24 protein-coding genes, 1 tRNA gene and 1 pseudogene are annotated in these 25,140 nt (G+C 40.4%); 7 read left to right on the top strand and 19 right to left on the bottom strand.

Annotated features, from left to right (window positions below; genetic code table 11):
* Nucleotides 1-63 precede the first annotated feature (63 nt).
* Together UYI_RS0101150 and UYI_RS0101145 are read right to left on the bottom strand one after the other, a co-directional pair.
* Entirely contained in the window at nt 64-354 is a 291-nt protein-coding gene (locus tag UYI_RS0101150) for a type II toxin-antitoxin system RelE/ParE family toxin (RefSeq protein ID WP_016864860.1), read from the bottom strand.
* A complete protein-coding gene (locus UYI_RS0101145) occupies nt 351-701 on the bottom strand; it encodes a type II toxin-antitoxin system Phd/YefM family antitoxin (protein WP_016864859.1) in 351 nt (116 codons plus the stop codon). Before UYI_RS0101145 ends, UYI_RS0101150 begins: the two co-directional genes overlap by 4 nt.
* A 92-nt stretch (nt 702-793) precedes the next feature.
* On the opposite strand from UYI_RS0101145, the gene UYI_RS0101140 reads away from it, so the two are divergent.
* Nucleotides 794-2,716, top strand: a complete 1,923-nt coding sequence (locus UYI_RS0101140; protein ID WP_016864858.1) for a GTPase family protein — start codon at nt 794-796, stop codon at nt 2,714-2,716.
* Nucleotides 2,717-3,205: 489 nt separating this feature from the next.
* Nucleotides 3,206-4,978: a chemotaxis protein CheW gene (locus UYI_RS0101135; RefSeq protein WP_016864857.1), complete on the top strand. Its 1,773-nt coding sequence runs from the start codon at nt 3,206-3,208 to the stop codon at nt 4,976-4,978.
* 153 nt (nt 4,979-5,131) lie between these two features.
* Here UYI_RS0101135 and cobA read toward each other — a convergent pair whose 3' ends face one another.
* The 4 genes from cobA to UYI_RS0101115 form a co-directional block, all read right to left on the bottom strand.
* Nucleotides 5,132-5,950, bottom strand: a complete 819-nt coding sequence (gene cobA, locus UYI_RS0101130) for a uroporphyrinogen-III C-methyltransferase (protein ID WP_016864856.1) — start codon at nt 5,948-5,950, stop codon at nt 5,132-5,134.
* Nucleotides 5,950-6,666, bottom strand: a complete 717-nt coding sequence (locus UYI_RS0101125) for a sirohydrochlorin chelatase (RefSeq protein ID WP_026085676.1) — start codon at nt 6,664-6,666, stop codon at nt 5,950-5,952. Before UYI_RS0101125 ends, cobA begins: the two co-directional genes overlap by 1 nt.
* A gap of 376 nt (nt 6,667-7,042) precedes the next feature.
* Nucleotides 7,043-7,732, bottom strand: a complete 690-nt coding sequence (locus UYI_RS0101120) for a manganese catalase family protein (RefSeq protein ID WP_016864854.1) — start codon at nt 7,730-7,732, stop codon at nt 7,043-7,045.
* Between the two features lie 432 nt (nt 7,733-8,164).
* Complete coding sequence (locus tag UYI_RS0101115; protein ID WP_016864853.1) at nt 8,165-8,581, bottom strand: DUF4359 domain-containing protein; 417 nt, start codon at nt 8,579-8,581, stop codon at nt 8,165-8,167.
* Between the two features lie 110 nt (nt 8,582-8,691).
* Between UYI_RS0101115 and UYI_RS0101110 the strand changes: the two genes are divergently transcribed.
* Nucleotides 8,692-8,764, top strand: a tRNA-His gene (locus UYI_RS0101110).
* Between the two features lie 141 nt (nt 8,765-8,905).
* Here UYI_RS0101110 and UYI_RS0101105 read toward each other — a convergent pair.
* From UYI_RS0101105 to UYI_RS0101060, 10 genes and pseudogenes are all read right to left on the bottom strand, one after another.
* Nucleotides 8,906-9,412 (bottom strand): annotated as a pseudogene (locus UYI_RS0101105) (IS1 family transposase); the annotation flags it as partial.
* Nucleotides 9,413-9,463: 51 nt separating this feature from the next.
* Nucleotides 9,464-9,781: an IS1/IS1595 family N-terminal zinc-binding domain-containing protein gene (locus tag UYI_RS40085; RefSeq protein WP_071588800.1), complete on the bottom strand. Its 318-nt coding sequence runs from the start codon at nt 9,779-9,781 to the stop codon at nt 9,464-9,466.
* A gap of 260 nt (nt 9,782-10,041) precedes the next feature.
* Nucleotides 10,042-10,380 (bottom strand): hypothetical protein, encoded by a 339-nt coding sequence (locus UYI_RS0101095; RefSeq protein WP_016864850.1) that lies wholly within the window; start codon nt 10,378-10,380, stop codon nt 10,042-10,044.
* Between the two features lie 109 nt (nt 10,381-10,489).
* The gene (locus tag UYI_RS0101090) at nt 10,490-10,879 is read right to left on the bottom strand and encodes a nuclear transport factor 2 family protein (RefSeq protein ID WP_016864849.1); all 390 of its coding nucleotides are present in this window, start codon (nt 10,877-10,879) and stop codon (nt 10,490-10,492) included.
* A gap of 51 nt (nt 10,880-10,930) precedes the next feature.
* Nucleotides 10,931-11,692, bottom strand: coding sequence for a DUF3598 family protein (locus UYI_RS0101085; protein WP_016864848.1), 762 nt, complete (start codon nt 11,690-11,692; stop codon nt 10,931-10,933).
* 26 nt (nt 11,693-11,718) lie between these two features.
* Entirely contained in the window at nt 11,719-12,081 is a 363-nt protein-coding gene (locus UYI_RS0101080) for a Lin0512 family protein (RefSeq protein WP_016864847.1), read from the bottom strand.
* A 414-nt stretch (nt 12,082-12,495) separates the two neighbouring features.
* The gene (gene murJ / locus UYI_RS0101075) at nt 12,496-14,112 is read right to left on the bottom strand and encodes a murein biosynthesis integral membrane protein MurJ (protein ID WP_016864846.1); all 1,617 of its coding nucleotides are present in this window, start codon (nt 14,110-14,112) and stop codon (nt 12,496-12,498) included.
* A 111-nt stretch (nt 14,113-14,223) separates the two neighbouring features.
* On the bottom strand, nt 14,224-14,598 hold the full coding sequence (locus UYI_RS0101070; protein ID WP_016864845.1) for a hypothetical protein: 375 nt from the start codon (nt 14,596-14,598) through the stop codon (nt 14,224-14,226).
* A gap of 200 nt (nt 14,599-14,798) precedes the next feature.
* Nucleotides 14,799-15,386, bottom strand: a complete 588-nt coding sequence (locus UYI_RS0101065) for an O-methyltransferase (RefSeq protein ID WP_016864844.1) — start codon at nt 15,384-15,386, stop codon at nt 14,799-14,801.
* Between the two features lie 307 nt (nt 15,387-15,693).
* Nucleotides 15,694-16,260 (bottom strand): hypothetical protein, encoded by a 567-nt coding sequence (locus UYI_RS0101060; RefSeq protein WP_016864843.1) that lies wholly within the window; start codon nt 16,258-16,260, stop codon nt 15,694-15,696.
* A gap of 314 nt (nt 16,261-16,574) precedes the next feature.
* Between UYI_RS0101060 and UYI_RS36365 the strand changes: the two genes are divergently transcribed.
* Nucleotides 16,575-16,736: a hypothetical protein gene (locus tag UYI_RS36365; RefSeq protein ID WP_016864842.1), complete on the top strand. Its 162-nt coding sequence runs from the start codon at nt 16,575-16,577 to the stop codon at nt 16,734-16,736.
* Between the two features lie 38 nt (nt 16,737-16,774).
* Here UYI_RS36365 and UYI_RS0101050 read toward each other — a convergent pair whose 3' ends face one another.
* Complete coding sequence (locus tag UYI_RS0101050; RefSeq protein WP_016864841.1) at nt 16,775-18,214, bottom strand: LCP family protein; 1,440 nt, start codon at nt 18,212-18,214, stop codon at nt 16,775-16,777.
* Between the two features lie 118 nt (nt 18,215-18,332).
* On the opposite strand from UYI_RS0101050, the gene UYI_RS0101045 reads away from it, so the two are divergent.
* The gene (locus UYI_RS0101045) at nt 18,333-19,397 is read left to right on the top strand and encodes a mannose-1-phosphate guanylyltransferase (protein ID WP_016864840.1); all 1,065 of its coding nucleotides are present in this window, start codon (nt 18,333-18,335) and stop codon (nt 19,395-19,397) included.
* 71 nt (nt 19,398-19,468) lie between these two features.
* Here UYI_RS0101045 and UYI_RS0101040 read toward each other — a convergent pair whose 3' ends face one another.
* Nucleotides 19,469-22,063: a M1 family metallopeptidase gene (locus UYI_RS0101040; protein ID WP_016864839.1), complete on the bottom strand. Its 2,595-nt coding sequence runs from the start codon at nt 22,061-22,063 to the stop codon at nt 19,469-19,471.
* A 620-nt stretch (nt 22,064-22,683) separates the two neighbouring features.
* Here UYI_RS0101040 and UYI_RS0101035 point away from each other — a divergent pair.
* Complete coding sequence (locus UYI_RS0101035; protein ID WP_016864838.1) at nt 22,684-24,159, top strand: 16S rRNA (cytosine(967)-C(5))-methyltransferase; 1,476 nt, start codon at nt 22,684-22,686, stop codon at nt 24,157-24,159.
* Between the two features lie 57 nt (nt 24,160-24,216).
* A complete protein-coding gene (locus tag UYI_RS0101030) occupies nt 24,217-24,642 on the top strand; it encodes a tellurite resistance TerB family protein (protein WP_016864837.1) in 426 nt (141 codons plus the stop codon).
* A gap of 90 nt (nt 24,643-24,732) precedes the next feature.
* Here UYI_RS0101030 and psb35 read toward each other — a convergent pair whose 3' ends face one another.
* Nucleotides 24,733-24,954, bottom strand: a complete 222-nt coding sequence (gene psb35 / locus UYI_RS0101025; protein WP_016864836.1) for a photosystem II assembly protein Psb35 — start codon at nt 24,952-24,954, stop codon at nt 24,733-24,735.
* Nucleotides 24,955-25,140: the final 186 nt, after the last annotated feature.

Below are 25,140 nucleotides of genomic sequence, written 5' to 3'. Positions count from 1 at the left end.
TCAGTTAATTGTTCACTGTTAACTGACTGAGGCAACTCCGATATCAATTACAAGTCCTAAAAGTCAAGAAAAATAATTTTCAATATCTCTTGATTGATGTAAGACTCGAACAATTTCTATCCCGTCGGTAATTTTTGTATAAAAGACGATGTAAGGTTTTACAGGAAAACTTCTTAGTCCTTGGAGTAAATCATCTCGCTTTCTGCCCATGTCAGGAAACTGAGCTAACATTGGCAGGCGATCAAGAAGTTGAGCAATCTGCTTGTCGCCTGCAAGTTCATCGTGTTGAGCAAGATAAATCCAGATGTCCTCCAAATCTTGTTCTGCTTGCTGAGAGAGTCTGTAACGATTCATTGTGAGCTATCCTGAGCCAGCCGACGTTTTCCTCGTGCCTTAATGTCGTCTAGCAAATTAGGTAAAGACTCATCATCGTATTCGGTGTACTGTCCATTTTTCAACTGTTCGGCTCCGATCGCAACATCACGCTGTAGTGCTTCTAACTTCAGCTTTTGCACTTCTTTTTCTGCCTGTTGCAGCCTATCCATCATTTCTTGAAAGGCACTTGCATCTTGAACAACGATTTCTGCTTTACCGTTAACAGTAAGGACAAGAGGAGATTTATTTATTTTGATGCGTTCTAGAAACTGTTTGACGTTGCGCTTGAAGTCTGTAAGAGAGTGAATATTATCTAGGTTAATCATAAGATTTAGCACCTAATTAAATACTAAATTAAATCATAATTAGATACCATAAATAGTAATACAAAAGCTCCACTTTGGACAGGTATAGGGCAATGGTGCGACTAAAACTTTGGCAATGGCTTGTTTTGGCAACTCCCATCGCAACCATCATCATTTTCTTACTGGTATCGGCGGGGTTGCAAATTCACGAGTGGGGGCTGAATTGGATTTGGGGTGTGTTTATCCTGGTGTTTGTGGGCTGGCGTTGGCTGCTGGTACATTGGACTCGCCCTGCGATCGCCCAAGTAGAATCTGTGATGGCAGAGGTGACAAAAGAACTAGAGTCTGTAACAGGTGATACAATCTCTTCAGAAAAAACTGATGCAACTAATCGAGCTGAAGCAGCACTCCAAGAAATTCTGCTAGCATCACAAAGCGATCCCCCGATTTGGGAAGACTGGCAAACTTTTTGGCAGCGTTGTCAAGCTGTTGTTGTTGCCATTGCCAATATTTACCACCCCGAAGTTAAGTATCCTCTGCTCAATATCTACGTTCCCCAAGCTTATGCCCTGATCCGAGGTACGGTAGATGAGATGGATCAGTGGATGCAAAAGTTATCTCCGGCTCTAAATCAAGTTACCGTTGGGCAAGCATTCCAAGCTTATGAGATGTACCAGAAGTTGGAACCTTCTGCTAAGAAACTATTACGTGCTTGGAACTGGGCGCAGTGGCTATTGAACCCAGTTGCAGCAATAGCAAACCGCGCCAGTCAAAGTTACAGTAACCAAGCAAATCAGCAACTACTGGTGAATTTCAGCCAGTTGCTGAGGGAAGCAGCACTGAGGAATTTATGCCAACAGGCGATCGCTCTCTACAGTGGTATGGTGCCTGTTGTCGAATCTCCTGTTGTCTCACCATCTCCCGCCCCTACCAAAACTCAAACCCTGCGAGAAATCCTCGCACAAGCCGAACCCGTGGAGGTAGTTGAGCAAAAACCCGTCAATATTCTTTTGATAGGGAGAACCGGGGCTGGGAAAAGTAGCTTGATTAATACTTTATTTCAGGCAGATTTAGCAGAAGTTGATGTATTACCTAGTACAGATAAAATTCAGAGTTATCACTGGCAAGCACCAGAAGGCGAAGCCCTGAGGCTTTGGGACACACCTGGTTACGAACAAGTCAACCGTAACGATCTACGCACACTTGTGCTTGATTACGCCAATCATGCAGACTTACTGCTACTAGTCACCCCTGCCCTTGATCCGGCTCTGCAAATGGATGTGGATTTTCTGCGAGACATGAAAGAGGAAGTGGCAGATTTGCCTGCTATTGCCATTGTTACCCAAGTTGATCGCCTGCGCCCGATTCGAGAATGGCAGCCTCCCTATGATTGGCAATGGGGAGAACGACCGAAAGAAGTGGCGATTCGGGAAGCAACTCAGTACCGCGCTCAACAGTTGGGCGATTTTTGTAACCGAGTTTTGCCTGTTGTCACGGCAGATAGCAACACAGGTCGGAGTGCTTGGGGAATAGATGCCTTATCTTTAGTGTTAATTGATGCGATCGCACCTGCCAAGCAATTGCGTCTAGCTCGTTTTTTGCGTAACCTAGAAGCCCGGAGTGTTGCTGCTGCCAAAATCATCGACCACTACACTTTCCAAATGGCAACAACTCAAGGACTGACTGCATTACTCAAAAGTCCAATTCTCAAATTTATTTCAACCCTCTCAACCGGATCTCCCACTTTGGCAACTCTACTTGCCGAGAAAATCCCAGCCGAACAGTTGCCAATTGTGATTGGTAAACTCCAGATGGCTTATGATTTATTTTTACTCTTGAGTACTGATAAAACACTGAAGTTTGATTTACTTGTTCTGTGGCCGTTACTGTTAGAAAACTCTGGCTCACCTAACCAAAATGCCTGGGCATTTGGTCACACTTTGCTAGAGTACTGGACTCATAATTTAACCGTTGAGCAATTACGAGAGCGCTTTGTATATTATCTAGGACTTTCATTGCAAAAAGACAAAGCCTAGTGCTGTGTCATGGATAACGGTTATTTTGACCACATCCTGAAAGCGGACATCAATGAAAACTTTTAATATTGGAAGGTTGCTTGGTAAAAGGGAATGGCAAGGGACTAAATTGCTTATTCTACGCCTTTTTTCTTTTACTTTTTACCCCAAAACCTTCAAGTATTAGCAGATACATTGATATTATTCATGTGTTATATGCTTTTTAAAATTGGTATAAATATGAATATTTTTTTGGTATTTAATGTTATTTTCTTACTTAAATAAAGTAAATAAAGATTTAATTAAGAAAAATAAATTATATAAATAATGAAAATTGAACAATATTTGACAGTTTCATTCTTGATGACTAATTTATAATTGAATAATTTCTGATTCGCTATACCTGTTGATTCATTGTGATTTAACAATACCTACGGCATCGACTATTGTCTAAAAATTTTAAATTGACAATGTATTCCCTTTCATTTGGTAGCAAAAATAATTCCAACTATGTTAAAAGATAGGGAACTAGAAAACCAGATAAACTTCCTGGAAGAAGCCAACAGGAATTTGAATACCCTAGAATCTATATTCTTGGAACTCAAATCTAACCATGAAAGCTATTTGCAAAATATTGATTTAGCTCTCAAAGTGATTCATTCGATCAAAGCTGGTGCAGATATTATAGGCTTTCCTTTACTGAGTGATTTTACTAACCGTTTAGTAGATGCGCTACAAGATTTCAAAAAACAGACAAACTTTTTAGAAGTTGACACCGAGTTACAGACTTTACTCCTATCTAGCGTTGAATGGTTACGTCAGATAGTTAAATTACTTTCTGTTGGCTATGTTGTAGATGAGCAATGGTTAGCAAGTTTTTGTTTTCCAGTGTTTGAGGAGTTAAAAAAGCGTTTAAATCAGCAAATTTGGACAAATAACTCAACACAGTACTCACCTCCTCAAGAACTAGAAGACATCATCTTATTAATTTTCCAAACTGAAGTAGAAGAATACCTACAACACCTAAAATCTTTACTAGCTAAAACAGATAAGTCTGCTTTAAAAGCAGAAGTCATCATGATAGCTACTCAGTTGGGTGATTTAGGTGAGTTACTTCATTTAAAGGCTTTTACCCAGCTTTGTCAGTCAGTTATGCAACATTTAGAAGTAGCTGTATCCAATACAGATGTCACAGAAATTGCTAAATTAGCATTATTGACATGGCAGCGATCGCAAACATTAATACTGACAAAGCAACTTGCACAATTGCCGACTGAAATTCCTGCAAACTTGGATAAAAAAGGAAAATTTATTCGGGAATTTCCAGAACCAGAAGTAATATGTTTAGAACTGTTACAAGATGTATTGTTTTCTAGTTGCCAGAGAGAAAATCAAGAAATAACAGCGCGAACTCCTGCCAATAAAATTGAGAAAATCAATTTTTTATTTCAGGAACTTACTATCCAGCAACAAAACCTAAAAATGCACATAGATAGATTACATAAGCTCATTCACAATCTTAGTCTGCGCGTCAAAAAGCTGGAATTAGAAAATTATGAACTACATCTTGCCTATGACAAATTCGCCACAAATGTATCTACATTGACGAAGATACATACACAAAATGCCAACCCCTATTACGTTGTTGCCGATTATCATCTCACAGACAACAGCCAAGAATTAAATTATCTGTCACAGACAGTCATTGAAACTATTGCTAAAATTCAAGCAATCACAAAAGATATTGAGAACAATATGGCTGATGCCAATCAAGTTAATTGTCTTTTAGAAAAAACAGCCCAAAATCTCAGAGAATCTTTTGTACAAACACCCTTACATCTCTCTAGACAGCGAGTCATGCTAGTAGAATGTAATGGTATGATCGTGGCATTGCCAACAAATATAATTGTAGAAACATGTTTGTTGGAACAACTTGATAGTGAATTTTTGTACTGGCAAGGTTCAACAATTCGCTTAATTAAGCTTGAGCAATACTTACAATCTTATAACTTATATCCCGCAATATCATCTTTAGATTCTCTGCCACAAATCGATACTGCTAATGTGTTAATCATTAGAGATAACAATCAACAAGTTGCAATACAAATACATCGTTGTTGGGGTGAAATAGAAGTTTCTATTCATCAAATTGAAGCTAATACAACCCTACCTACTGGCATTAGTAACTATACAATTTTTGATGATGGGCAAATAGTGCCTGTGCTGAGTGCTGGCGATTTGCTGAATTGGATTGTTACTAGTCAATTCTCAACAGCTACTTGACATGCATATGAATTTAAGGTGGGAATTACCCACCCTAACATTGATTTAACAATTAGCGATCGCATTAATTTTGATGGACTGCTAGATCCCCGACTTTTTAAAAAAGTCGGGGATCTGGGCCTCGCAAAGAGTCAGAACTTATAAGGTTGATCATCACAAACGACAACCAGATAAAATTTTGTGCATATGCACCACCGCCCCAATCACCACAATCGCAGGCGCTTCAAATCCAGTTTGCTCAACCTGCTCTATAATTGTCCCTAACTCACCAAGCAACTCTTGTTGATCTGGTCTTGTACCCCAACGTACTAAAGCAATAGGAGTTTCCAGACTCAACCCCGCCTTCACTAACTCCTGGACAATATAAGGCAAATTGTGAATCCCCATATATATCACTATCGTTTCGGAACCGTGAGCGATCGCACTCCAATTCACGCTCGGTCTATACTTACCTGCTGCCTCATGCCCAGTCACAAATGTTACTGAAGAACTATACAACCGATGTGTCAAAGGAATACCTGCATAGGCTGGAGCCGCTATCCCCGATGTAATACCCGGCACAACCTCTACATCTACTCCCGCTTGCAATAATTCTTCCATCTCTTCGCCACCGCGACCAAAAACAAACGGATCACCCCCCTTCAACCGGACGACAACCGCATGTTCCTGTGCTTTCTCAATCATTAACTGAGTCGTTTCTTCCTGCACAAGTGAATGACGTCCCCGCCGTTTACCAGCATTAATTTTCTCCGCTTGGGGATTAATCATTTCTATAATTGCTGGACTCACTAAAGCATCATAAATTACAACATCTGCACACTCCAACAACCCCTTACCCTTGAGTGTCATCAACCCTGGATCGCCTGGCCCTGCGCCCACCAAATAAACCTTTCCCAAACAATTCTTCCCCTCTTCCTTGGCGTCTTTGGCATCTACCCTACGGGAAGCCACTTCGTGTCTATGGCGGTTCATTACTTTATCAAATCCCAAACTAAATCAGCTAACTCTGCACTTGCTCCTAAAGGTTCTGCCAGCTGCAAATCCACCCCAGGAAACTGTAATTGTAACTTTTCTGTTAACTGAGCGATCGCATCAGTTATTCCACCTGCGAATAAAAAGTATGGTAATATTGCAATTTTTCTGTGTCCAACCTTAATCAACTCTTTGACTTGCACTTCTAAACTGGGAGGTACAGACCAATAGGCAGTCACTGCATCTAAATTTTTCGCTATAGCTTCCACTCGTATTTGTGATCCCGGACGACGGCTACCATGCGCTAAAAGAATCCTCGCTGTCGCTGTTGTAGCAGCGAATTGCTTGGCTAAAAAGTTCTCTAAACCAGAGTGACTACCTAAATGTGGCTGTAATTCTATCAAAATATCTTCGCCAAGAGCCGCTCTTGCCAGCCTTACTTCATGAGGAATATCATCCATGACATGTACCCCTGGTAGCAAAAACAGTGGCACAACTTTGAGATAAACCTTCTCCCAACCAACAGAATTTTTAACAAACTTAATGATTTGCTCGTGCAAAGGTTCTGGATTGAGTTCTAAGCACGCTGTACCAACTGTAAATCCAACTTCAAGACTTCGCGCCTGAGCAATTACAAGCTTTGCCAACTCCTGCATGGCAACTTCTGGACGTGGATCTCGACTACCGTGGGATACTAGTAAACATGCAGACACCATTAGCAAGGGAAAATTTAAAATATATAGTCAATAATCTTAGCAAATTTTAAATACTATTTTTATTATTTTGACACACTAGTGGTCTGTCCCATTAATTTTTATGGCGTTGCCTATTTGCGGGATGATTTTATTTTCTCTTTTGATTGAAAAACTCAATTCTTGGCGTTCTTGGCATCTTAGCGGTTCATTATTCATCCATATTTTATGCAACGCCATTTTTATGGACTGTCAGATGCCCGACTTTTTTAAAAAGTCGGGCATCTGACCCCTCGTAAAGAGCCAGAACTAATTGACACAGACCACTAATAGTTGATTGTCGGTAGAAAAATTGTTTTTCCAAACAACAAACAACTAACACCAAACACCAACTAACTAATTACGATTGCTTTTCTGCTAAAGGATCAGCAATGTAACGGAAAGTTGGTTCTGAATTCCAAGGACCACGCTCATCTTTGCCATCTGTAGACAAGTTATAGTAAATATCAACAGTGCTATCAGGTTGGATATTACCAAAGAACGGATCTGTTAATTTACCCAAAGAATCTAATGCTTTCATAAACATTTGGGTGTGGGATATTTCTCTTGTCAAAAGATGAACAAGAGTATTTTTAGTACCTTCATCTGGTGCTAATTTAATTAATGCTTCGTAAGTTTGACGTGCGCCAGCTTCAGCAGCAATATCTGCTCTTAAATCGCGTACGACATCACCACCTTCATTGACGTAATTAGCATTCCAAGCAACACCTTGGCTATCTAGTAAGTGTGGTCCCATACCACGTACAGCGAACAAAGTACTTTTATAAGCTTCAGTTTGGTCAACATTTTTGGTATGCGCTTCGATGAGTTTACCCACCATTTCTAAATGACCAAACTCTTCAATGGCAATATCTTGCAGCATATCTCGAATTCCAGTATGCTCACAGTGGAATGACTGAGTCCAGTATTGCAAAGCTGCTGTTAATTCACCTGTTGCACCACCAAACTGCTCTAAAAGTAATTGAGCAAAGCGTGGGTTAGCTTTTTTAACATCAACGACATGAATTGTTTCTTTTTTGTGAAAGAACATCAGTTACTCTCCTCTCTTAAGAGATCTACTTTCATCACAAGCTATTAGGGATAAAGCATTGTTAAAAACTTTAATATTGATGTCAAAATTATTGACAATACTTTTTCCCAAACACCAAAGCATTGGTAGTTGCTAAATTTTCACAACTAACTACTAGTAGTCAGTAGAAAAAATGATGTTTGTCAACGCTGATCTACTTAAAAATGCTAAACATAACAGCAAATTTTCACCTTTACCTAAAGAAAGACTTGCTGTTTAATTATTTCTAACTAAAGCTTCATTTATTTCTTACAAATATTTAATTAAAATTAGAGACTTACGCTCCTACGACAACTAACAACTTGACAATTGCTAAAGCAGATAGTCAGCAGCTAGTAAAATGCGATCGCTCACAGTTACTTAGGTGAACAAGCCACATAGAAGGGGAAATATCTATTGCTGTTCAGCCTTATAGGTGTAAAACTGGTTAAAAGCTCCCAGTGTCTCAAATTGATAACCAGGTGTAGAAGGCAAAATAGAATCAAGTCTAAGTGCAGGTATCAACGAATTTACGTTTAAATCTGTACGGTAAATACTGAAAATGATAAAATCTTGACGTACCGTACTATCAGCTATGATCTCCCGTAGTTGCGGCTGGGCAGAATCTACAACTTGCCTACAATTAAACTGTATAACGTTTTCTAAAAATTTTGGGGTTTTTTTGCAGACACTCGTGTTCAAATATTCTGTTAACCGTTGTACTGCATACTCTTCGTATTCAACCTGACTAGGATTCGTCTTAGTCATAGCTACTCCCAAAGCAGCTAGACCTAAAACTCCCACATATGCCATAATATTTGAGGCTTTCATTGTCTGAACAGTGATTTGCTGTTGTTTCTAGACTCCAGATTAGCTGAGTCCGTTCCTTGAAAAAATGTGGATTAATTTCCCAAAGAAGTGCTATAATGTGAAATGCAATGGCGAGCGTAGCCAAGTGGTTAAGGCAGAGGATTGTGGTTCCTCCATTCGTGGGTTCGAGTCCCATCGTTCGCCCTCAGTTTTCAACTAAAGTATATCCCCAGTAATGGCAAATCTCTATAGTTTACTAGGTGAGAATAGCTCAGCTGTCAGATTTTTATGGTTGGCGTCTAGGCGTTTGGTGTAATTGTTTCGGTAGTAGTGCATAGTAATGATTCAGCTTCGTAGCTTGGCATTGTAGTGATGGACAAAATACCAAATCGCACCAATATGGTTGTCCAGCATTTTAGAGAACGACAATGTTTTACGAACTAGCCGTCCAACTCGTTGCCGTAGAGTGTTGTTGAATCTCTCAATATAGCTTGTCTTTCCACTGTCTTTGCCTACTGGTTTATGTCTAGTACTAGGTAAAACCCGTTCATAGGATTCCCAAAAATCAGTGTAACAAATTGCACATTGACGATAAACTGGTGGTAAAGATAGCCATAATTGTTTAGCCGATTGGCTTGAGCGATCGCCAACATATACCCCAACAATTTCTCGTGTTGTTACGTCAATAGCAAGCCAAATCCATTCTTTATTCTCTTTTGACCCTACATATGACCACATCTCATCTATTTGGATGATTAATCGACCTGGCTTTTTTTTAGTAACTTCAACCGATTTAGGAACTTGGTAGTATTTCTGGTTTACATAGTATTGAAGCCAACGTAATGAAACCCCTTGCGGAAACCTGGACAAAATTGCTAGAGCGTGCGGTGCGGGCGTTTGATCTCACAAACTGGGAGTTGATATGTATAAAAACGCCCGCACCGCCACCCCTTTTTCAGGATTGTTACTGGGAAGATATGTATAAGGCTGGGCAATTTTGTCTAATTGTTTTTGAACCCCACTCACACGCGCGATCGCCCTTAATGAAACTCTCTCAAGTAGAAGTTTATCGATTAGTTCACGTGTTGAGAGATCAATTGGTTGTCGGGTTGGGCTTTCTACAAATTGTCGCCCACAGTTGTGACATTTGAACCGTTGTTTCCCATAATGGGTGTGTCCATTTTTGACTATGTTGTCCGAGTTACATTTAGGGCAATGCATAGTTCCTGTATTGAGCGACACTACCTGATTTTATCATTACTATGCATTACTACCATTGTTTCCAAATCAAAGTTTTTTGACTGTAAAGCATAATGAGGAGCTGGAATTATCTAATTTTTTACTCTTAGCCGAATTGATTCTACCTGATCCACGTTCTAGCATTAGTGATCATTCACCTCAAAAGATAATTGTTGAATCTAAGGACAAATGAGGCATCTAACGAGTTAGCTTTATTTGTGGCGACTTGACTTGCTTACTTTTTAATCTTCATCAAGAGCAGGAAAATATTCCTCAAATTGCCATAATTCATTTCTATTTTCAAAAAACCAAATCCGAGTTGCTGGAGTTAATTTACTCCAAATAATTTCAGGGGAGATATGAGGAGATGCATATTGATATTCCTGACCAAGGGCTTGGAGATTTTCTGTAACATCATCAGGGATACCAAATTCTTGCCAATCAACTTTTCTATATATTCCAGACACACCTCTAGCAGGATCAAAAATTAATTGTGCAGCTCTAATTAAGTCCGCAAAGTGTACTGGCTTGAGTTTGTTGATTTCCTGAATTTCAATTGATTCGTTGTTTTCGGGAGACATCATGACTGGAGTGGTGAATAGTAACTATTTGTTAGATTTACTTTAACGAGACTCCTACCCCGATGCCTCTAGTTTAGCGCATAGCAACAAATGTGAGCGTCGCTCACCTCTAAGAACGCAGCTGTGCAAGCATTAGCGCCGGATTCCAATAAGCACGTGTTGTTTGAATCTTGCCAAAATTGTTAATTTCAAACACTGTTATTCCTTCAAATGTCACTGATTTGTCAGTTTTACTAATTCCCTGCATAGTCCACTTAACAGCTACTTCATTACCTACAATAAAAATATGCTCAGTTGTCGCTTCTAATTTATTAAAGACTGTTTTTAACTGACTGATAAATGCACGAAAATTTTCATGAATTTTGGTTGGTGGTTCTCCAACTGGGTCATAACTAACAGCATCTTCTGCAAAATTTTCAATCCAATCTTCAGCATTCATGGCAGCAATATTGCTAAAGTAGTTAGCAATTAAATTTGTGATTTCTTCGTTTGTTATCATGTTTTCTCTAGATTTTTCGTTCAAATATTTACTAAATATTACTAATGCCTTTTATCTCTCGGCAATAAATGTTTGTAGTGTAAAATTAGTAAAATCATAGCTGTCATAATTACGACTAGCACGTATCAATAAATTCGGGTTAACTTGCCACTCAAGTACTGCAAAAAACGTTTGTGTAGTTACTATTTTGGGAGGGCAAGTAACAGAAATGCCATCACAGAAATGTAAAGTTAGGAAATTATCGCCTAAGTTTTCTAATTGATTCCAAGAAATATCCACAGGCGATGATACTATCCAATCAGGTGTGATAGTTTTAGCTGTTCCTTTCCAAGTGTGAGGAGACTCTATAGACTTTTTACCTAAGAGAGGAGTTGGTGTTTCTGGAAATGAAATTAAATTTTCAGGAATAACTACAATTCTTTCTAAGTTGCCAGCCTCATCATACATGATGACCACACTAGTGCGCCTATCTTCGTAGCTCAAACCTGTTTCAAAACCAAAATTTGTACCTAATTCAATTTTTTGAGAACCCCAAGAAAAACTATTGTCTAAAAATAATGCTCTGGTAATAGGTTTTTGATAAGGACCAAAGATTTTTGTCTCCTTTGTGCCATCAGCATATGTATAGTGATTTTGGTGATATATTTCACTACCATCGGCATTGATTTTAAAACTTCTAATACAATTAAAACTCTCAATTTTTTCTCCATCCGTAGAATATTTTGTCCAAGTACCATACCAATCTCTATTGGCATGATATCGACAAAAATTATCCCAATTTTGTAGTTGTGCTGCTGTATTGTCTGTACTCATCAATTTTGTTTTGAGTGCTTTAGTTACTAATTTTCAACTAGGACTGTAACCGCAGCCACAGCTATCAACATTTCGTCATTTTTATCATTGAGTTCGGGGATGGCTCTACCTTGCACAACCATTCCCCCTTGTTCAACTGTCAAGGATTTACGACCAAAAGGTAGTACAGCTAGTACCTCTTGTTGACGGACTTTTTCTGGGTAAGGTACTGCAACTTGCACTTCTACAATCATTTCATTGGGGTGACTCAAGCCCGCTACCTCCCAAACACCAGGTAAAGCATTGTTGGCGATCGCATTTCTCACAGCCCTGGCTGCTGCTACTGTTGGATCTTGTCCATGCTGATCTATCCCCATCCCCATTTCGATAATTAACCGTTTACGTGCCATAGTTACCTCTGATACTGTTTTTGGATTGTAGAAGCTCATACAACTGGGCGGGAAAGATGCTAGCCCACAACTCGATAAAACATAAGAAAAGCTTATGCAGGCCATTGAATATTCTTTGTCAAGTCTAATTGACCTTTTGTAACAATTTACTTTATATTTATTTACATAAATTAACTTTTTTAAATATCAATATCTCCCATCGACATTTGGATTCCTCATGGTCGCCTCGGTACAAAACACCGAGGCTTTTTGTTTATACAAAGGCAGGGGGCAGATGGCAGAAGGAACACAATAAGTTAGTTGGGTATCGAGCATGGGAAAATGATGAGTCAGTATATTAATTACCAATTACCAATTACCCATTACCCATTACCGACCCCAACGGATAGTATAAGTATTTAAGCGAACATGATATTATCTCTTCAAAAACCGTTGACGTAGACGAAAAACAAAAAGATTTACCTCTTGTAACTTCATAGCGGCAACGATCACACCAAAAACAACCAAACCAACTAAGCCACATACAGCTAATTGCAACAGTTGAATTAGCAAACCATCTACACCTAGAAAACGTTGACAAATTACAAGACTACCGTAACTAGCAAAACCTCCGACCACGCTAGCACCAGTCAAACCCAAAATTGCTACACTCCATTCTCCCCAAGGTAAACCTTTCAACCTGCGATCAAGTAACCATAAAAGCATCAATGTGGAACTCAAATTCACCCCTACGGTTGCTAAAACCAAACCAGGCGCCCCAAAAGATTTGATCAAAATCCAATCCAAGAAAATATTCACAAAGATGTTAAACAGGCTGATGCGAAAAGGTGTATCTCCATCGCCTAAAGCATAAAATACTCGTACTAAGACATCACGTCCTAAGTAAACAAACATCCCTACACCGTAAGCAACCAGCAGGGAAGATACCATATTTGAGGCAGCTTGATTGAAAGCCCCGCGCTCATAGACTAAGCGTACAATTGGGTCGGATAGAGCTATCATCAAAGCACCCAAGGGCAACATTGTAAAAGCAGAAAGGATGAGTCCTTGGCGAACACGTAATTTTAACTCAGGCCAGTCATTGGGATCGGTAAGTCGAGAAAATATTGGTAGCAGTGGAACCAAAACGACATTGGAAATTACTCCCAAGGGAGTTTGTACTAGTAAATTGGCATAATTCAAGCCAGAGGCAGCAGCAGGAATAAAAGAAGCGAAAATAGAATTTATCTGCCAGTTAATGTAGAGCATCCCAGAAGAAAAGGTCGCTGGGAGCATGATCTTCATGACTTCTTTGACTCCCGATTGATTAAAATCAAATCGTAGGTGGAATGAACCCATACCAATACGTGCTTGTGCTACCAGTTGCACCAGCCATTGCAGCAACGCACCTGCTAGGGTTCCAATCGCTAATACTGCGCCACCATACCTCAGATATTCCGGGGCATAGATTTTATTACCTAGTTGTAACCCCAGAAAAGCCATCGCAATTACAACTGTAATGCTTGATAACAGAGGACTAATCGAGGGTAGCCAGTACTGGTTTGCAACATTGAGTGTGCCAAACCCAATACCAATCAGCCCAGCTAAAATAGCCATTGGTGACATGATCTGGAGTTGTAAAGTTGCGATCGCTTTCACCAACTGTCCATCTGCCCGTTGATCTAACCCTGGTGTTGTCAACTCAATAATATGTCCGGCAAAGATGATCAAAAAAATCGTCACAACCAACAGCACACAACCAACTAGGGTAGTCATCGTTTCTACCAAAGGTGCGGCTTCTTCTTTCTTGCGCTTGGCTAAAACACTGACGATCGCGCTGTAAAAAGGCCCATTAATTCCACCAAGCAAAATGAGCAGAAACCCAGGAATAATGTAAGCGAAGCTATAGGCATCAGCAACAGCACCAGTACCAAAAGCTGCACCAATTGCCACCTGCCGCAATAAACCAACAACTTTACTGATGATTGTGGCAACAGCAACAATGCCAGCAATGCTAGTAAGGGAACGAGAAACCTTTTGTTCTTCTGTCACAAACAGTACCCAATAACCAAAAATGGCCCATACTTGAAAACATTTAACCGAAAATTCGGTACTTTGTCAGGGTATTTTTGATCAAAGGGAGTAAAATTGACCTTATGCTCTTCAAGCATCACTCATGATATCTACAAGAAGAGTGATATTGTTAAGCTTTTCTTCCTCGCCAAGAATTCTCCTACCATATTTCCAAGACACTACACCGTCAAACCTATTTGCTGCAACTGGAACAGGATGTCCTACTTTAACATAGTGATAAAGTACTGGATGAAATTCTACGGTGCGTCCATCAATATGTCGAACAGTGATGTAACCATCGCCAGTTACCATATTGCAGATAGAACAAAATGCAAATCCTCGGGTCATCTGAGGTTCAACTGTAACTTTACCAGACGGACTGGTTATGTACGGAGTAAATGGAATATTAACGTTTTGATAAGGGTCGAGTTGAGCAACTTTCATAATTGCCTCTTCTAAGGTCATAACCATCTCTCCTTTGAAAACTAAGCAATATTTAACTATCACTTCAGATTTCTAAGTGTCGATTTCCCATTCCTACTTTGGAAGTAAATGATCATATGTGAACTTGATCCAAAGCTCTGCTGATTGTTCATGTCCCATTTTGTACTTTTGACTGTGATAATATACAATGCCCTGAACAATTCCTTGGGCGTAGTCACAACTTATTGTGCTTGCTTTGTGACAATAATGATTCCACTTGCCCAGTTTAGCTTTGTCAAAAGCAAATCATGCCTGCCTTCTAGTTCCGTAATCAACGCGGCAGCTTTTAACTGATGACCTTCAACCCAATTTGGCTGTGGCAGCATATCATCAATTACATACAAACCACCAGGTTTGAGGGCATGAAGTGCAGCTTCAAGCTGAGTATATTTACCGGCCCAAGTATCAGCAAAGATGAAATCGAACTGTTGACCTGTTTGTTCAAGCTGCTCAAGAAATGTTCCAGCATCCTCAATATAAAAGGAGACCCGCTGAATATCTAAATATTTTTCAGCAATGGAAACGACTGCACTGTCATTGTCAACTGTGACAATTTTTGAGTTTTTGTCCATACCATCAAGTAACCAAGCTGTAGCAACACCTGTGCCAGTGCCAAGTTCTAGGAAGTTTCCAGCGGGTTTGCTAGCAGCTAAAGTTCTGAGTAAGGAACCTACTAATGGTTCGGATGCCATTTGAAATCCGATTTTAGTAGTTTCGGACAAAATCTTTTCGACTACGCTGGGAGTTTTGAGATTTTTCAGGTCATTCATTAGTTTCTCCAGCCGCAAAAAACCAAGGACACGTAGCAACAGCGATCACTCCTAAATCCACTACAGCAATGTATTAGCTGCAACAAAATAATTACGTAGATAAATCAAAGAGTAATAGGTACATCAAAAAGTTCTTCTCACGCAAACCAACGTTCCAGTCAGTCTTCCAAGGAGTTATCTTCTACAAAAAGGCATTCACCAAGATAATTATTGCCAAATCTGCTGGTAAATCAGCACATACATGCTCCATGTCGGATTGCATCTGAATCACGCGATCGCTCCCCGACTTACAGTCTACAGCTTACCATTACCAAGCCTTATACCAAAAGTACAATGCCAGAATCAGGTAGTTAAGCATCCAGAAAATAGTAAAGATACTGTCGACTGAAGTCAAATGAGACACATATTGAGCTTTGGTAATCTCTACAGGTGAGAGATTTACTTCCTCTAACATTTCTGTGTCATTGTTCCCACGACGTAAAAAGTAAACTTGTTGAATCCAGTATTTACCATCTTGTTTATAAATTCGCCGTTTACCAGGCTGAGGACGAAACCAATTAGTTGGTAACAGCACAATGATCAGTGAGTAGATCAGAAAAAGTGCGATCGCTAACTTTGCCCATAGTGGTAAAAATTTCCAAAAATCCCGAAAAAACTTAACAAAGTGAGTTCCATCCCATAATTGTTCCAAAATAAAAAGCAAGCAATTTCCCAGCATTAATCCGAAATGTAATACCAGTTCCCATTTGGGAAAAGTTAGGGTTATTAACTGTTCAACTTCAGCTTCAGAAAAAATACAAAATATTACTTTAATATGCCGTATCAGGCTGGCAAAAAAACCAATAACGGCTAGTAAGAACAATATCAGGAACATAACAAATAAAATGACCTGAAGAAATGTCTTAACTTTTGCCTCATTGCCAGAAAAAAATAAAAAGTAAACAAGTGAGACTGAAAACGTACTTTACAGTATTAGCAAATAATATAGCATTTCTAAATCATTCGTGAACAACAATATCCCCGACTTCTTTTATAAGTCGGGGATATGGCTCTTTCAATTTTTACAGATCAGTAGGATTGCTATACTAATTATTTACCTCTATCTCATACCATTTCACGTTAATCACGATACATTTAAATCCTGTACCAGACGTGCCATGGCACGTCTCTATAACACAAATATGTTTCATGTTTAAAGGGAATTGGTATCACTTCTTCTTAGAAGAAATAGCAGGTTTGGCATTTAGCATTACCCATAAAAATGCAAGAGCCAAAATCAAAATTAAGCCTAACAAGCGCAGCAAAATTTTTGACATAACAGCAGTGTTGTTTGTTGGTAGTTGGTGGTGATTCCAAACAACCATCAACTACTAACAACTAACAAATGACTACTTCCAATCTTTTCCAATTCTAATAGTGAGATCAGATTCTATGTCACCCGTTGCTGAGACTTCAATAGTTCCCAAACCCAAGATTTTTTGCAGTTGTTCTGCGGCTTGGCGGTTGCCTTTTTGGGCAATAATCTTAGTTTCGCTACGCCCGTCAGGCCAATCTGAGGTAGTGTAAACGTTTTTGAAGCCTTTGCTTTTAAGAGAGTTGATCACCTTGCCAGTTAGCTGGGGTTGATTGGAGGCATTTTGAATAGCAATTTTTAGACTAGGTAGCGATCGCGTATCTGGTTTCAGACCACCTATACTTACTCCAGTATAATTATTGAGCAGGTCAACTTTTCCAGTTAAATTCAACCAATAACTATCCGGGTCTGCACTTAAACGACTAAAAATACCTGGTAGCATGGTCATTTGGAAATTATCCCGTTCCATGTTCAAAGAGAAGTTGACCAGTGCCATCATCTCTTCGACTTTCAGGTTTGTGTCAAAGTACTTGCCCATAATGTGGACTAACTGTGGCAACCTGGGTAAAACCGTGGGACTAAACAAGCGTTCGCGTAACCCCATCAGCAATGCTTGCTGTCGCTGTACTCTTGCGAGATCCCCTGTGTTAGCTTCACGGTAACGTACAAACTGTTCAGCTTGTTCACCGTTAAGAGTTTGCCAACCACTGACTAAATTAATTGAAAACTTACCAGCGGAGTCTTTGTATTCCATTGGTTTGGGAACAAACACTTCTACGCCACCCAACTGATCTACTAACTGCCGTAACCCACTAGTAGAAATACGGATGTAGCGATCAATGGGTGCATTACTCAGAGTCCGACTCACAACCCGCGCCGCCAAAACTGGCCCCCCTTGGGCGTTGGCTTGGGATACTTTAGTTAATCCCTTTGATTCTGGGATCGCAATCATGGTATCCCTGGGAATCGAAAGCACGCGTATGGTATTGTTTTCTGGGTTTAGCCTTACCAACAACATCGTATCGCTGCTACCAGCATAACTTTCTGGAGAACCATTAACGCTACCACGGACAGGTTCGACACCCATAATCAAAATATTCATTGGGCGTGTGAGCTTATATTGAGAAATATTGCTCCAAATCTCCCCTGGTAATGGCGTTTTTTCTGCGTCTGGCCCGCCCATACCTAACTCTTCGTCTGTTCGATCTATGTCGCTCCAGAGCGGAGTCCAAAGCGCTAAAGTCGATACTAATAACCCTGAAAGTGTGATCCCTACAACTATTGTCAACAGCCAAAATAGCCACCGAGGCATAGCCAAACCCAACCTTTGATAAAGTTGGCTGGGTATGGAACCTACAGATTCTACAAACTGAGATGATACATTCGCTTGTTGCTGTGAGTTTGCCTCATCAGTAGATTTTTGTGCTTGTTGAGATTTACCCTGATTTTTGATCTGTGCTACTTGTTTTACCACAAACTATCTCCCCACTCATCCACTCCCTAAACCTAATGTTAATCTAAGCAACCAATCTTGCCAGTGATGAAGACCACAGTACACTTAGTAGTGTTCTTGAGTAAGTTTCTATGACAACATGACTAGAGCATTGTTCCCTGTAATTCTTGCTGGTGGTAAAGGTGAACGTTTTTGGCCCTTAAGTCGCCAAAATCGACCCAAACAATTTTTGAACCTAGATGGTAGCTCTAGAAGTCTTCTACAAGCAACGGCTGATCGACTGCTACCACTAGCAGGCGGTTGGGATCGCTTGTTGGTTATTACTTCTAGTCAGATAGCCCAAGGAGTTAAGGAACAACTGCCCGAACTACCACCGAATAACTTGCTAGTCGAGTCTCAGGGAAGGGACACAGCCGCAGCAGTTGCTTGGACAAGCTTGGAAATCAAAAAGCGTCACGGGGATGACGCTATTATCGGCTTTTTCCCTGCTGACCACTGGATTGCTGACCAAAATGTTTTTGCACACACAATAAATGCAGCAATTGAACTAGCAGCAAACACAGCAGCAATTGTCACACTGGGGATCAAGCCCACCTTTCCATCAACTGGCTACGGTTACATAGAACAAGGCGAAAAGATTGGTTGCTTTAATGACTTGCCAGCTTATCATGTCAACCGCTTTACTGAAAAGCCTGACCGTCAAACGGCAGAAAATTTTCTCGCGACGGGACGTTTTAGCTGGAATAGCGGGATGTTTATTTTCCGGGCGGGTGTTGTTCTCAAGGAACTGCATATCCACGCCCCAGAAATTATTGAACCGTTGATACAGCACGGCCCTGATATCTATCCCCAGTTACCTAAGAAGAGTATAGACTATGCGCTCATGGAAAAAACGAATTTGACACATGTCTTACCAGTAGATTTTGGCTGGGATGACTTAGGTGATTGGAATGCGATCGAACGTTTATTAAAAAAAGAAGATAGCCCAAATGTAGAACTAGGTACTCATGTGGGGTTAGATACTAAGGGTGCTATTGTTTATACTAACAATGCTGATGAGGTAGTTGTCACTATTGGTCTAGAAGATGTAGTAATTGTACGCGATCGCAATGTTACTCTTGTTGTCAAAAAAGACCGTACTCAAGAAATCAAGCAAATCCTGAAAACTTTACAAAGTGATCCCCGATTTATGGAATTGTTGTAATAGGGTTGATGGTTGGCAGTTGGTTGTTGTTTGGAACTACCAACCATCAACCACCAACCACCAACAAACAACTACTTCGCCTTCGCTTCTAAATTTTCCAAACGACTTCTCAGTTCTTGATTTTGTTGTTTGAGTTGATCAAGTTCCTCGCGCAGTTGTTTAACTGCGCTGTCTGTACCAATATTCTTTTGCACTTTGGCAATTTCTTCTGCCGCATAGCGGCGTACACGCCCATCTGCTGTTTGATCGCCAAGGGATTGCAAGATACTGATGGCTTTGGGAGTTTCCATATTTCCCAAGGCTGTCACTACCGCCACTTGAGTTAAGAAGAATCTTTCTTTAGCAAGTTCTGCCAAATGGTCTAAGATTCGCTCTATATTGGCAGGAGTTTGACCGACAGAGACTGTACCTAATGCCCGAATTGCTGTCAAGCGCAAAGCCTGGGGAACACCTATTTTGGTGTATTCCAAAATCAGATTTAAGGCTGCTTCGGAAGTTTTGAGTTTGGCTAAACCAGCGATCGCCCCACTGCGTACTACTTCATTCCAACCAGCTTTTTCTTCTAAAACTGTTTTTAGCAGTTTCAAAACTTTTTCTTCTTTGGGTTTGTCTTCCAAACTCGCGGCTGCAATTGTACCAACTGCCCGGGCTGCGGCAGCTTCTACATAGTAGCTGCCATCTCCATTCTCAACTACTTCTTTGATAGCCTTATAACTGGCGTAGGTTTTGATTTTTGCCAGTGCTTCTACTACAGCTCGACGTACATGGGGATTATCATCTTTTAACCCTAGCACTAAAGCATCAAAGGTTTGGTCTAACTTAATTTCTGCTATTTGGGCAGCTACTTCTGCACGCACACCCCAAAAAGGATCTTTTTGCAGTGCTGTTTCTAGTGCTTTGAGGACTTCTAATCCTCCTTTTTTCGCCAAGGCTTCCGCTGCATAAATGCGCGAAATTGGATTGGGATCAAATTCTAACTGTGCTTTTAACTCTGGTACTGGGTACTCCAAAGCAACAGTTTTCAAGAAATTATTCCCCACATCAAAGCTGACAAACAGCGGTTTCTCTTCTAGTGGAAAATAGAAAGCTTGTTCACGTTCGTGAACCCGTACCTTGAAAATTTTTAATTCCGCAGTAGCACCATTTTCGGCATAACCAAAACCAATGGGAATTCGCAGGTCAAATAAATAACTGCTACTACCATTCTTATCAGATGATGCTTGGGTTTGAGTCACCGTCACTTTAGCTAAGTTAGCATCGCCATCCCAAGAGTATGCCACTTTGAAATCAGGGTGCCCACCTCTAAAAACATACTGATCAAACAGGAATAATAAATTACGCCCAGTTGCCTTTTCGATCGCCCGGAGTAAATCTATTGTTTCTACGGTTTTATGGGCATTATCCTGTACAAATGTCTGCATTGCTTGCCAAAACATTTCGTCGCCCAACTCCGTACGGATCATGTGATATACACAAGAACCTTTTTCATAGATGTGGCGGTCATAAAGTTCGATCGCTTCTCGGTAGATGTGTGTCACCATCGGACGGCGATAGCGACTGCTATCTTCTGCTAGATAGCTGCGGGCTTCTCCTAAACGGTAGTAAGCTGCTTCATCTGCACCGTACTCATGCTCTGTCCACATTACTTCAGAATAAGAGGCCATACCTTCTTTTACCCAAGCATGTGACCAGTGCTTGATGACAACTAAATCACCAAACCATTGGTGTGCCAGTTCGTGGACTACTAAACTTTCTGTGTTGCGGTTATCTAATGCTGCTTTTGCATCCAGCAAACATCTATCTGTTAACAGTGTGGTGGAAGTGTTTTCCATGCCACCAAAGATGAAATCATCAACGCAGACTTGGGCATACTTGGGGTAGGCGTAAACATAGCCATATTTTTCGCTGAGAAAATCCATCATCCGGGGAGTTTTGCCCATACTGCGTTTGGCGTCTGCTTCCCGTCCCTTTTCTACGTAGTATGTAACAGGTATGCCGTTCCATTCATCGCGAATTTCCGCAAAGTCACCTACCGCCAATGTCATCAAATAGGTAGGATGAATTTGCTGCTGCGACCAGTGATATATTTTATAATCACCGTCTGCTTCTGTAGCAATGAGTTCTCCGTTGGAAATGGCAATCAGTGGTTTGGGAACACGGACACGAATTTCGGAAGTAGACAGCTGTCCTGGATAGTCAAAGCAAGGAAACCAGAAGCGTGAGTCTTCATCTTCACCCTGTGTCCAAACTTGGGTGGGTTTGTGGGGATAATGTTTATTTGGTTGGATGAAGTAGATCCCCCGTTGGGGCTTTTGGACAGAGTAGGCGATCGCGATCGCAAGCCGTTGATGAAGAAGGGTGGGTGAATGTAGTTTAATCGACAGTTTTTCACCGTCGTAATCAAATTTCTGCTGTACTTCATCCACAAACACAGATTCAATGTTCAAGTTAACAGCATCCAAGATTAAACGGTCAATACCGTTACGGATGGGCAATAAAGTAATATTACACTTACCTTGAACGCTCTGGTTGGGAATATCTAAATCGAGATTCAGAAAAATATGTTCAACCTGTCCGGGGCGATCAGGGTTATAGTGTGGTTTTGCCCCTGGCAGTTCAAAAGATTTGTAACGATGATTTTCTGTATCAAAAAAATAATAAGACATTGATGCCTACTGACCTTTTAATCCTGATAACTCTAAATGAATTTAGTTAACAAAGAAGAAAAAAAGTAAAAAAATGAAAAATTGCTACATAGTACACTTTTTCCAAATCGACCCTTGATGCTCCCTGTTGTCATTTAGTCGAGAGTGTCCTACGCTCTATTCGGTTTTCATTGAGTAAAAATACTCCAAACATTTATATAGCTTTAGGATAGCTTGTTGCTATTGTTAATATTAATTTTTTTTCGATGAAGAACAGAAAATTTCTTAAATTTTATCTTCATACTTGTGTGGGAGATTCCGATTTATTGACAATTTAAGTTTTTTTATTTACTGGTCAATCAGTAAATTCAACTAAGAGAGTAGATAAAAGCAATTAAGACCAAGCACCCAAAATAAAGTCTTTGTCTTGATGACAAATTCATAAAAATACAATAATAGAATAAAAATACCTAAAACAAAAACATGATGTTTTGAATTCGTGATAAATTAACAGCCGCAGTTGTAGTAAAAATTGATGAGTATATGAGTATAGGGGTGTTAGAGTATCGGTGAAAATTAATTTAAAATTTATTTAATCATTTAAAAATCTCAGAATTGGTATAAAAGAACTCAGAATTACATTGCAACATCAAAAATCTAGAAATCAAAATATTTCACCCCGGCAACTAGCTTTTATTGCCTTGCGAGAAGTCCACAAGGGAGCTTATGCTGATGTGGCACTAGACCGAGTGTTAGCAAAATCAGACATAGTAGAAGGTGAAGTTGGTGCAAAGATACTCAGCGATCGCCGTTTAGTCACAGAATTAGTCTACGGCTGCACCAGAAGACAGCGCACTCTCGATGCCATTATCGATCAACTTGCCAAAAAGAAATCCCATCAGCAACCCAAAGACCTCCGCACGATTCTGCATTTAGGCTTATACCAGTTGCTGTATCAAGAAAGAGTTCCTCCTAGTGCGGCTGTGAATACCACCGTGCAATTAGCCAAGGACAATGGTTTTGCGGGACTGGCTGGTTTTGTGAATGGTTTATTGCGGCAGTTTCTTCGCGTCATGGAAGAGGAGGTGGGGAGGTGGGGAGGTGGGGAGACTGGGAATATAGATGAAATACTCTCTGCGTCACCGGGTCTTTCTTTCCTCACATCTTTCTTACAGCTACCAGAAAACCCGGTTGAACGTTTGGGTATTCTACACAGTTTTCCTGACTGGATAATTCAAGTTTGGATAGACCAATTTGGGGTGATGGAAACAGAGAAACTGTGTATCTGGATGAACCAAACCCCAGCAATTGATTTGCGGGTGAATCCACTTCGTGCTGATTTAGAAACAGTAGAAGCAGCATTGCAGGCGGCTGGTGTTTCCTGTCAACGTCTTCCCCACCTCCCACAAGCTTTACGATTGTTGAGTCACCCTGGTCAAATTCAAAATCTGCCTGGCTTTAGTCAGGGTTGGTGGAGTGTCCAAGATAGTAGCGCCCAACTGGTTGGTCATTTTCTTGATCCCCAACCGAAAGAAGTAGTGATTGATACCTGTGCTGCACCCGGTGGGAAAACTACTCATATTGCCGAGTTAATGCAGGATACGGGGAAAATTTGGGCGTGCGATCGCACTGCTTCCCGGATGCGGAAACTTCAAGAAAATATGCAACGGCTTTATTTCAAGTCTATAGAAATTTGCATTGGTGACAGCCGCAATTTATCTCAATTTCGTAACTCTGCTAACCGTGTCTTACTGGATGCACCTTGTTCTGGCTTAGGGACTCTACATCGCCATGCTGATGTGCGCTGGCGACAAACACCAGACTCAGTCAAAGAACTTTCCATTCTACAGAAAGAATTATTATCACATACAAGTACTTTTGTCAAAGAAGAAGGGGTACTAGTTTATGCTACCTGTACGTTGCATCCAGCCGAAAATGAAAGCGTCATAGAATCTTTTCTCACAGACAACTCTGATTGGAAAATAGAGACTCCTTGTCAGAATGTATCTTTTCATAGGTATTCCACGTCACAAGGCTGGGTGAAAGTTTTACCCCATCAACATGACATGGATGGCTTTTTTATGGTTCGTTTAAGAAAAACCAATAATTCAGGGTGAATACTGTTAGCAGTTGTAAGATTTCAAGGAGGGCAGAGTCAACTATAGGAGGCTGTGATGTCAGTGAACTCCAGTAACGTCAAAAACTTAGTTAAAATTCTGATTGGAGCAGCTTGGATAGATGGCAGAATCCAAGCAGAAGAAAGGCAATATCTGCGTCAAATCGCTCAAGAGAAGGGGGTAGCTAGCGATCCAGATATTAAGCCTTTATTGTACGAATTAGTTCCCGTGAAGCCAATCGAATGCTACGACTGGGTAAAGGAATATTTAGGTGAGCATCCGAGTATGGAAGATTGCCAAAATCTCATTCAAGCCATCAGTGGTTTAATTTACAGTGATGATGAAGTGGCAATAGAAGAAGCGAAACTGCTGATGAAATTACAACAATTATCCACGCAAGAGCAATCAACCCAAGCCGGATTAAATGCCCTTCTCAAACAAATTCAAAAGCTTTACCGTCGTTGGGTTGAAATTCAAAATTAATCATTGTCAAAAGTCCATTGTCAAGTGTCTATAGTCAAGATTTTTCACTATTGACCATTGACCATTGACCATTGACCATTGACCAAATGACTATTTCGGTTTACCTAAACCAGGTGTTTCGTCTTTGTCAACTTTGGGAACAAAGTCGGGGCGTTCTTTATCTTCCCAGCCTACAGGACGCTTGGAATTGTACCAAGCAATTGAACCAATTGTGACAGCAGCAATAAAGCCAATTACATAAACCGCAGTAAAAGCGAAAGGAAAATGAGGTTCATTAGCTGCTTGTGCCGCTGCTTGCATTAATAAATTCATGAGTATAATCTCCTAAAATAAGTAACACTACTTAAAAACTTATAAAAAGAGCATACCACCCACATCCCCCACAAGTCAGAGGGAAGGGGAGGAAATTAGGTTGGTGGTTGTTGGTTGGTGGTTGTTGGTTGGTGGTTAGTGGTTAGTGGTTAGTGGTTGGTTGTTGATTGTTGGTTGATGGTTAGT

The organism is Fischerella muscicola PCC 7414, from assembly GCF_000317205.1.
Taxonomy (GTDB): domain Bacteria; phylum Cyanobacteriota; class Cyanobacteriia; order Cyanobacteriales; family Nostocaceae; genus Fischerella; species Fischerella muscicola.
The sequence above is the reverse complement of the archived record's forward strand: the minus strand, read 5'-3'. Positions and strand labels throughout refer to the sequence as shown.

What these genes read in the sequence shown, in the direction of transcription:
- UYI_RS0101090 (WP_016864849.1), bottom strand. Translation starts at nt 10,879, where the DNA reads ATGATAACAAACGAAGAAATCACAAATTTAATTGCTAACTACTTTAGC.
- psb35 (WP_016864836.1), bottom strand. Translation starts at nt 24,954, where the DNA reads ATGAATTTATTAATGCAAGCAGCGGCACAAGCAGCTAATGAACCTCAT.
- UYI_RS40085 (WP_071588800.1), bottom strand. Translation starts at nt 9,781, where the DNA reads ATGCATTGCCCTAAATGTAACTCGGACAACATAGTCAAAAATGGACAC.
- UYI_RS0101095 (WP_016864850.1), bottom strand. Translation starts at nt 10,380, where the DNA reads ATGTCTCCCGAAAACAACGAATCAATTGAAATTCAGGAAATCAACAAA.
- UYI_RS0101080 (WP_016864847.1), bottom strand. Translation starts at nt 12,081, where the DNA reads ATGGCACGTAAACGGTTAATTATCGAAATGGGGATGGGGATAGATCAG.
- UYI_RS0101040 (WP_016864839.1), bottom strand. Translation starts at nt 22,063, where the DNA reads ATGTCTTATTATTTTTTTGATACAGAAAATCATCGTTACAAATCTTTT.
- cobA (WP_016864856.1), bottom strand. Translation starts at nt 5,950, where the DNA reads ATGAACCGCCATAGACACGAAGTGGCTTCCCGTAGGGTAGATGCCAAA.
- UYI_RS0101070 (WP_016864845.1), bottom strand. Translation starts at nt 14,598, where the DNA reads ATGACCTTAGAAGAGGCAATTATGAAAGTTGCTCAACTCGACCCTTAT.
- UYI_RS36365 (WP_016864842.1), top strand. Translation starts at nt 16,575, where the DNA reads ATGTTTAAAGGGAATTGGTATCACTTCTTCTTAGAAGAAATAGCAGGT.
- UYI_RS0101030 (WP_016864837.1), top strand. Translation starts at nt 24,217, where the DNA reads ATGTCAGTGAACTCCAGTAACGTCAAAAACTTAGTTAAAATTCTGATT.
- UYI_RS0101145 (WP_016864859.1), bottom strand. Translation starts at nt 701, where the DNA reads ATGATTAACCTAGATAATATTCACTCTCTTACAGACTTCAAGCGCAAC.
- UYI_RS0101125 (WP_026085676.1), bottom strand. Translation starts at nt 6,666, where the DNA reads ATGGTGTCTGCATGTTTACTAGTATCCCACGGTAGTCGAGATCCACGT.
- UYI_RS0101115 (WP_016864853.1), bottom strand. Translation starts at nt 8,581, where the DNA reads ATGAAAGCCTCAAATATTATGGCATATGTGGGAGTTTTAGGTCTAGCT.
- UYI_RS0101045 (WP_016864840.1), top strand. Translation starts at nt 18,333, where the DNA reads ATGACTAGAGCATTGTTCCCTGTAATTCTTGCTGGTGGTAAAGGTGAA.
- UYI_RS0101120 (WP_016864854.1), bottom strand. Translation starts at nt 7,732, where the DNA reads ATGTTCTTTCACAAAAAAGAAACAATTCATGTCGTTGATGTTAAAAAA.
- UYI_RS0101085 (WP_016864848.1), bottom strand. Translation starts at nt 11,692, where the DNA reads ATGAGTACAGACAATACAGCAGCACAACTACAAAATTGGGATAATTTT.
- UYI_RS0101135 (WP_016864857.1), top strand. Translation starts at nt 3,206, where the DNA reads ATGTTAAAAGATAGGGAACTAGAAAACCAGATAAACTTCCTGGAAGAA.
- UYI_RS0101065 (WP_016864844.1), bottom strand. Translation starts at nt 15,386, where the DNA reads ATGAATGACCTGAAAAATCTCAAAACTCCCAGCGTAGTCGAAAAGATT.
- UYI_RS0101060 (WP_016864843.1), bottom strand. Translation starts at nt 16,260, where the DNA reads ATGTTCCTGATATTGTTCTTACTAGCCGTTATTGGTTTTTTTGCCAGC.
- UYI_RS0101140 (WP_016864858.1), top strand. Translation starts at nt 794, where the DNA reads ATGGTGCGACTAAAACTTTGGCAATGGCTTGTTTTGGCAACTCCCATC.
- UYI_RS0101150 (WP_016864860.1), bottom strand. Translation starts at nt 354, where the DNA reads ATGAATCGTTACAGACTCTCTCAGCAAGCAGAACAAGATTTGGAGGAC.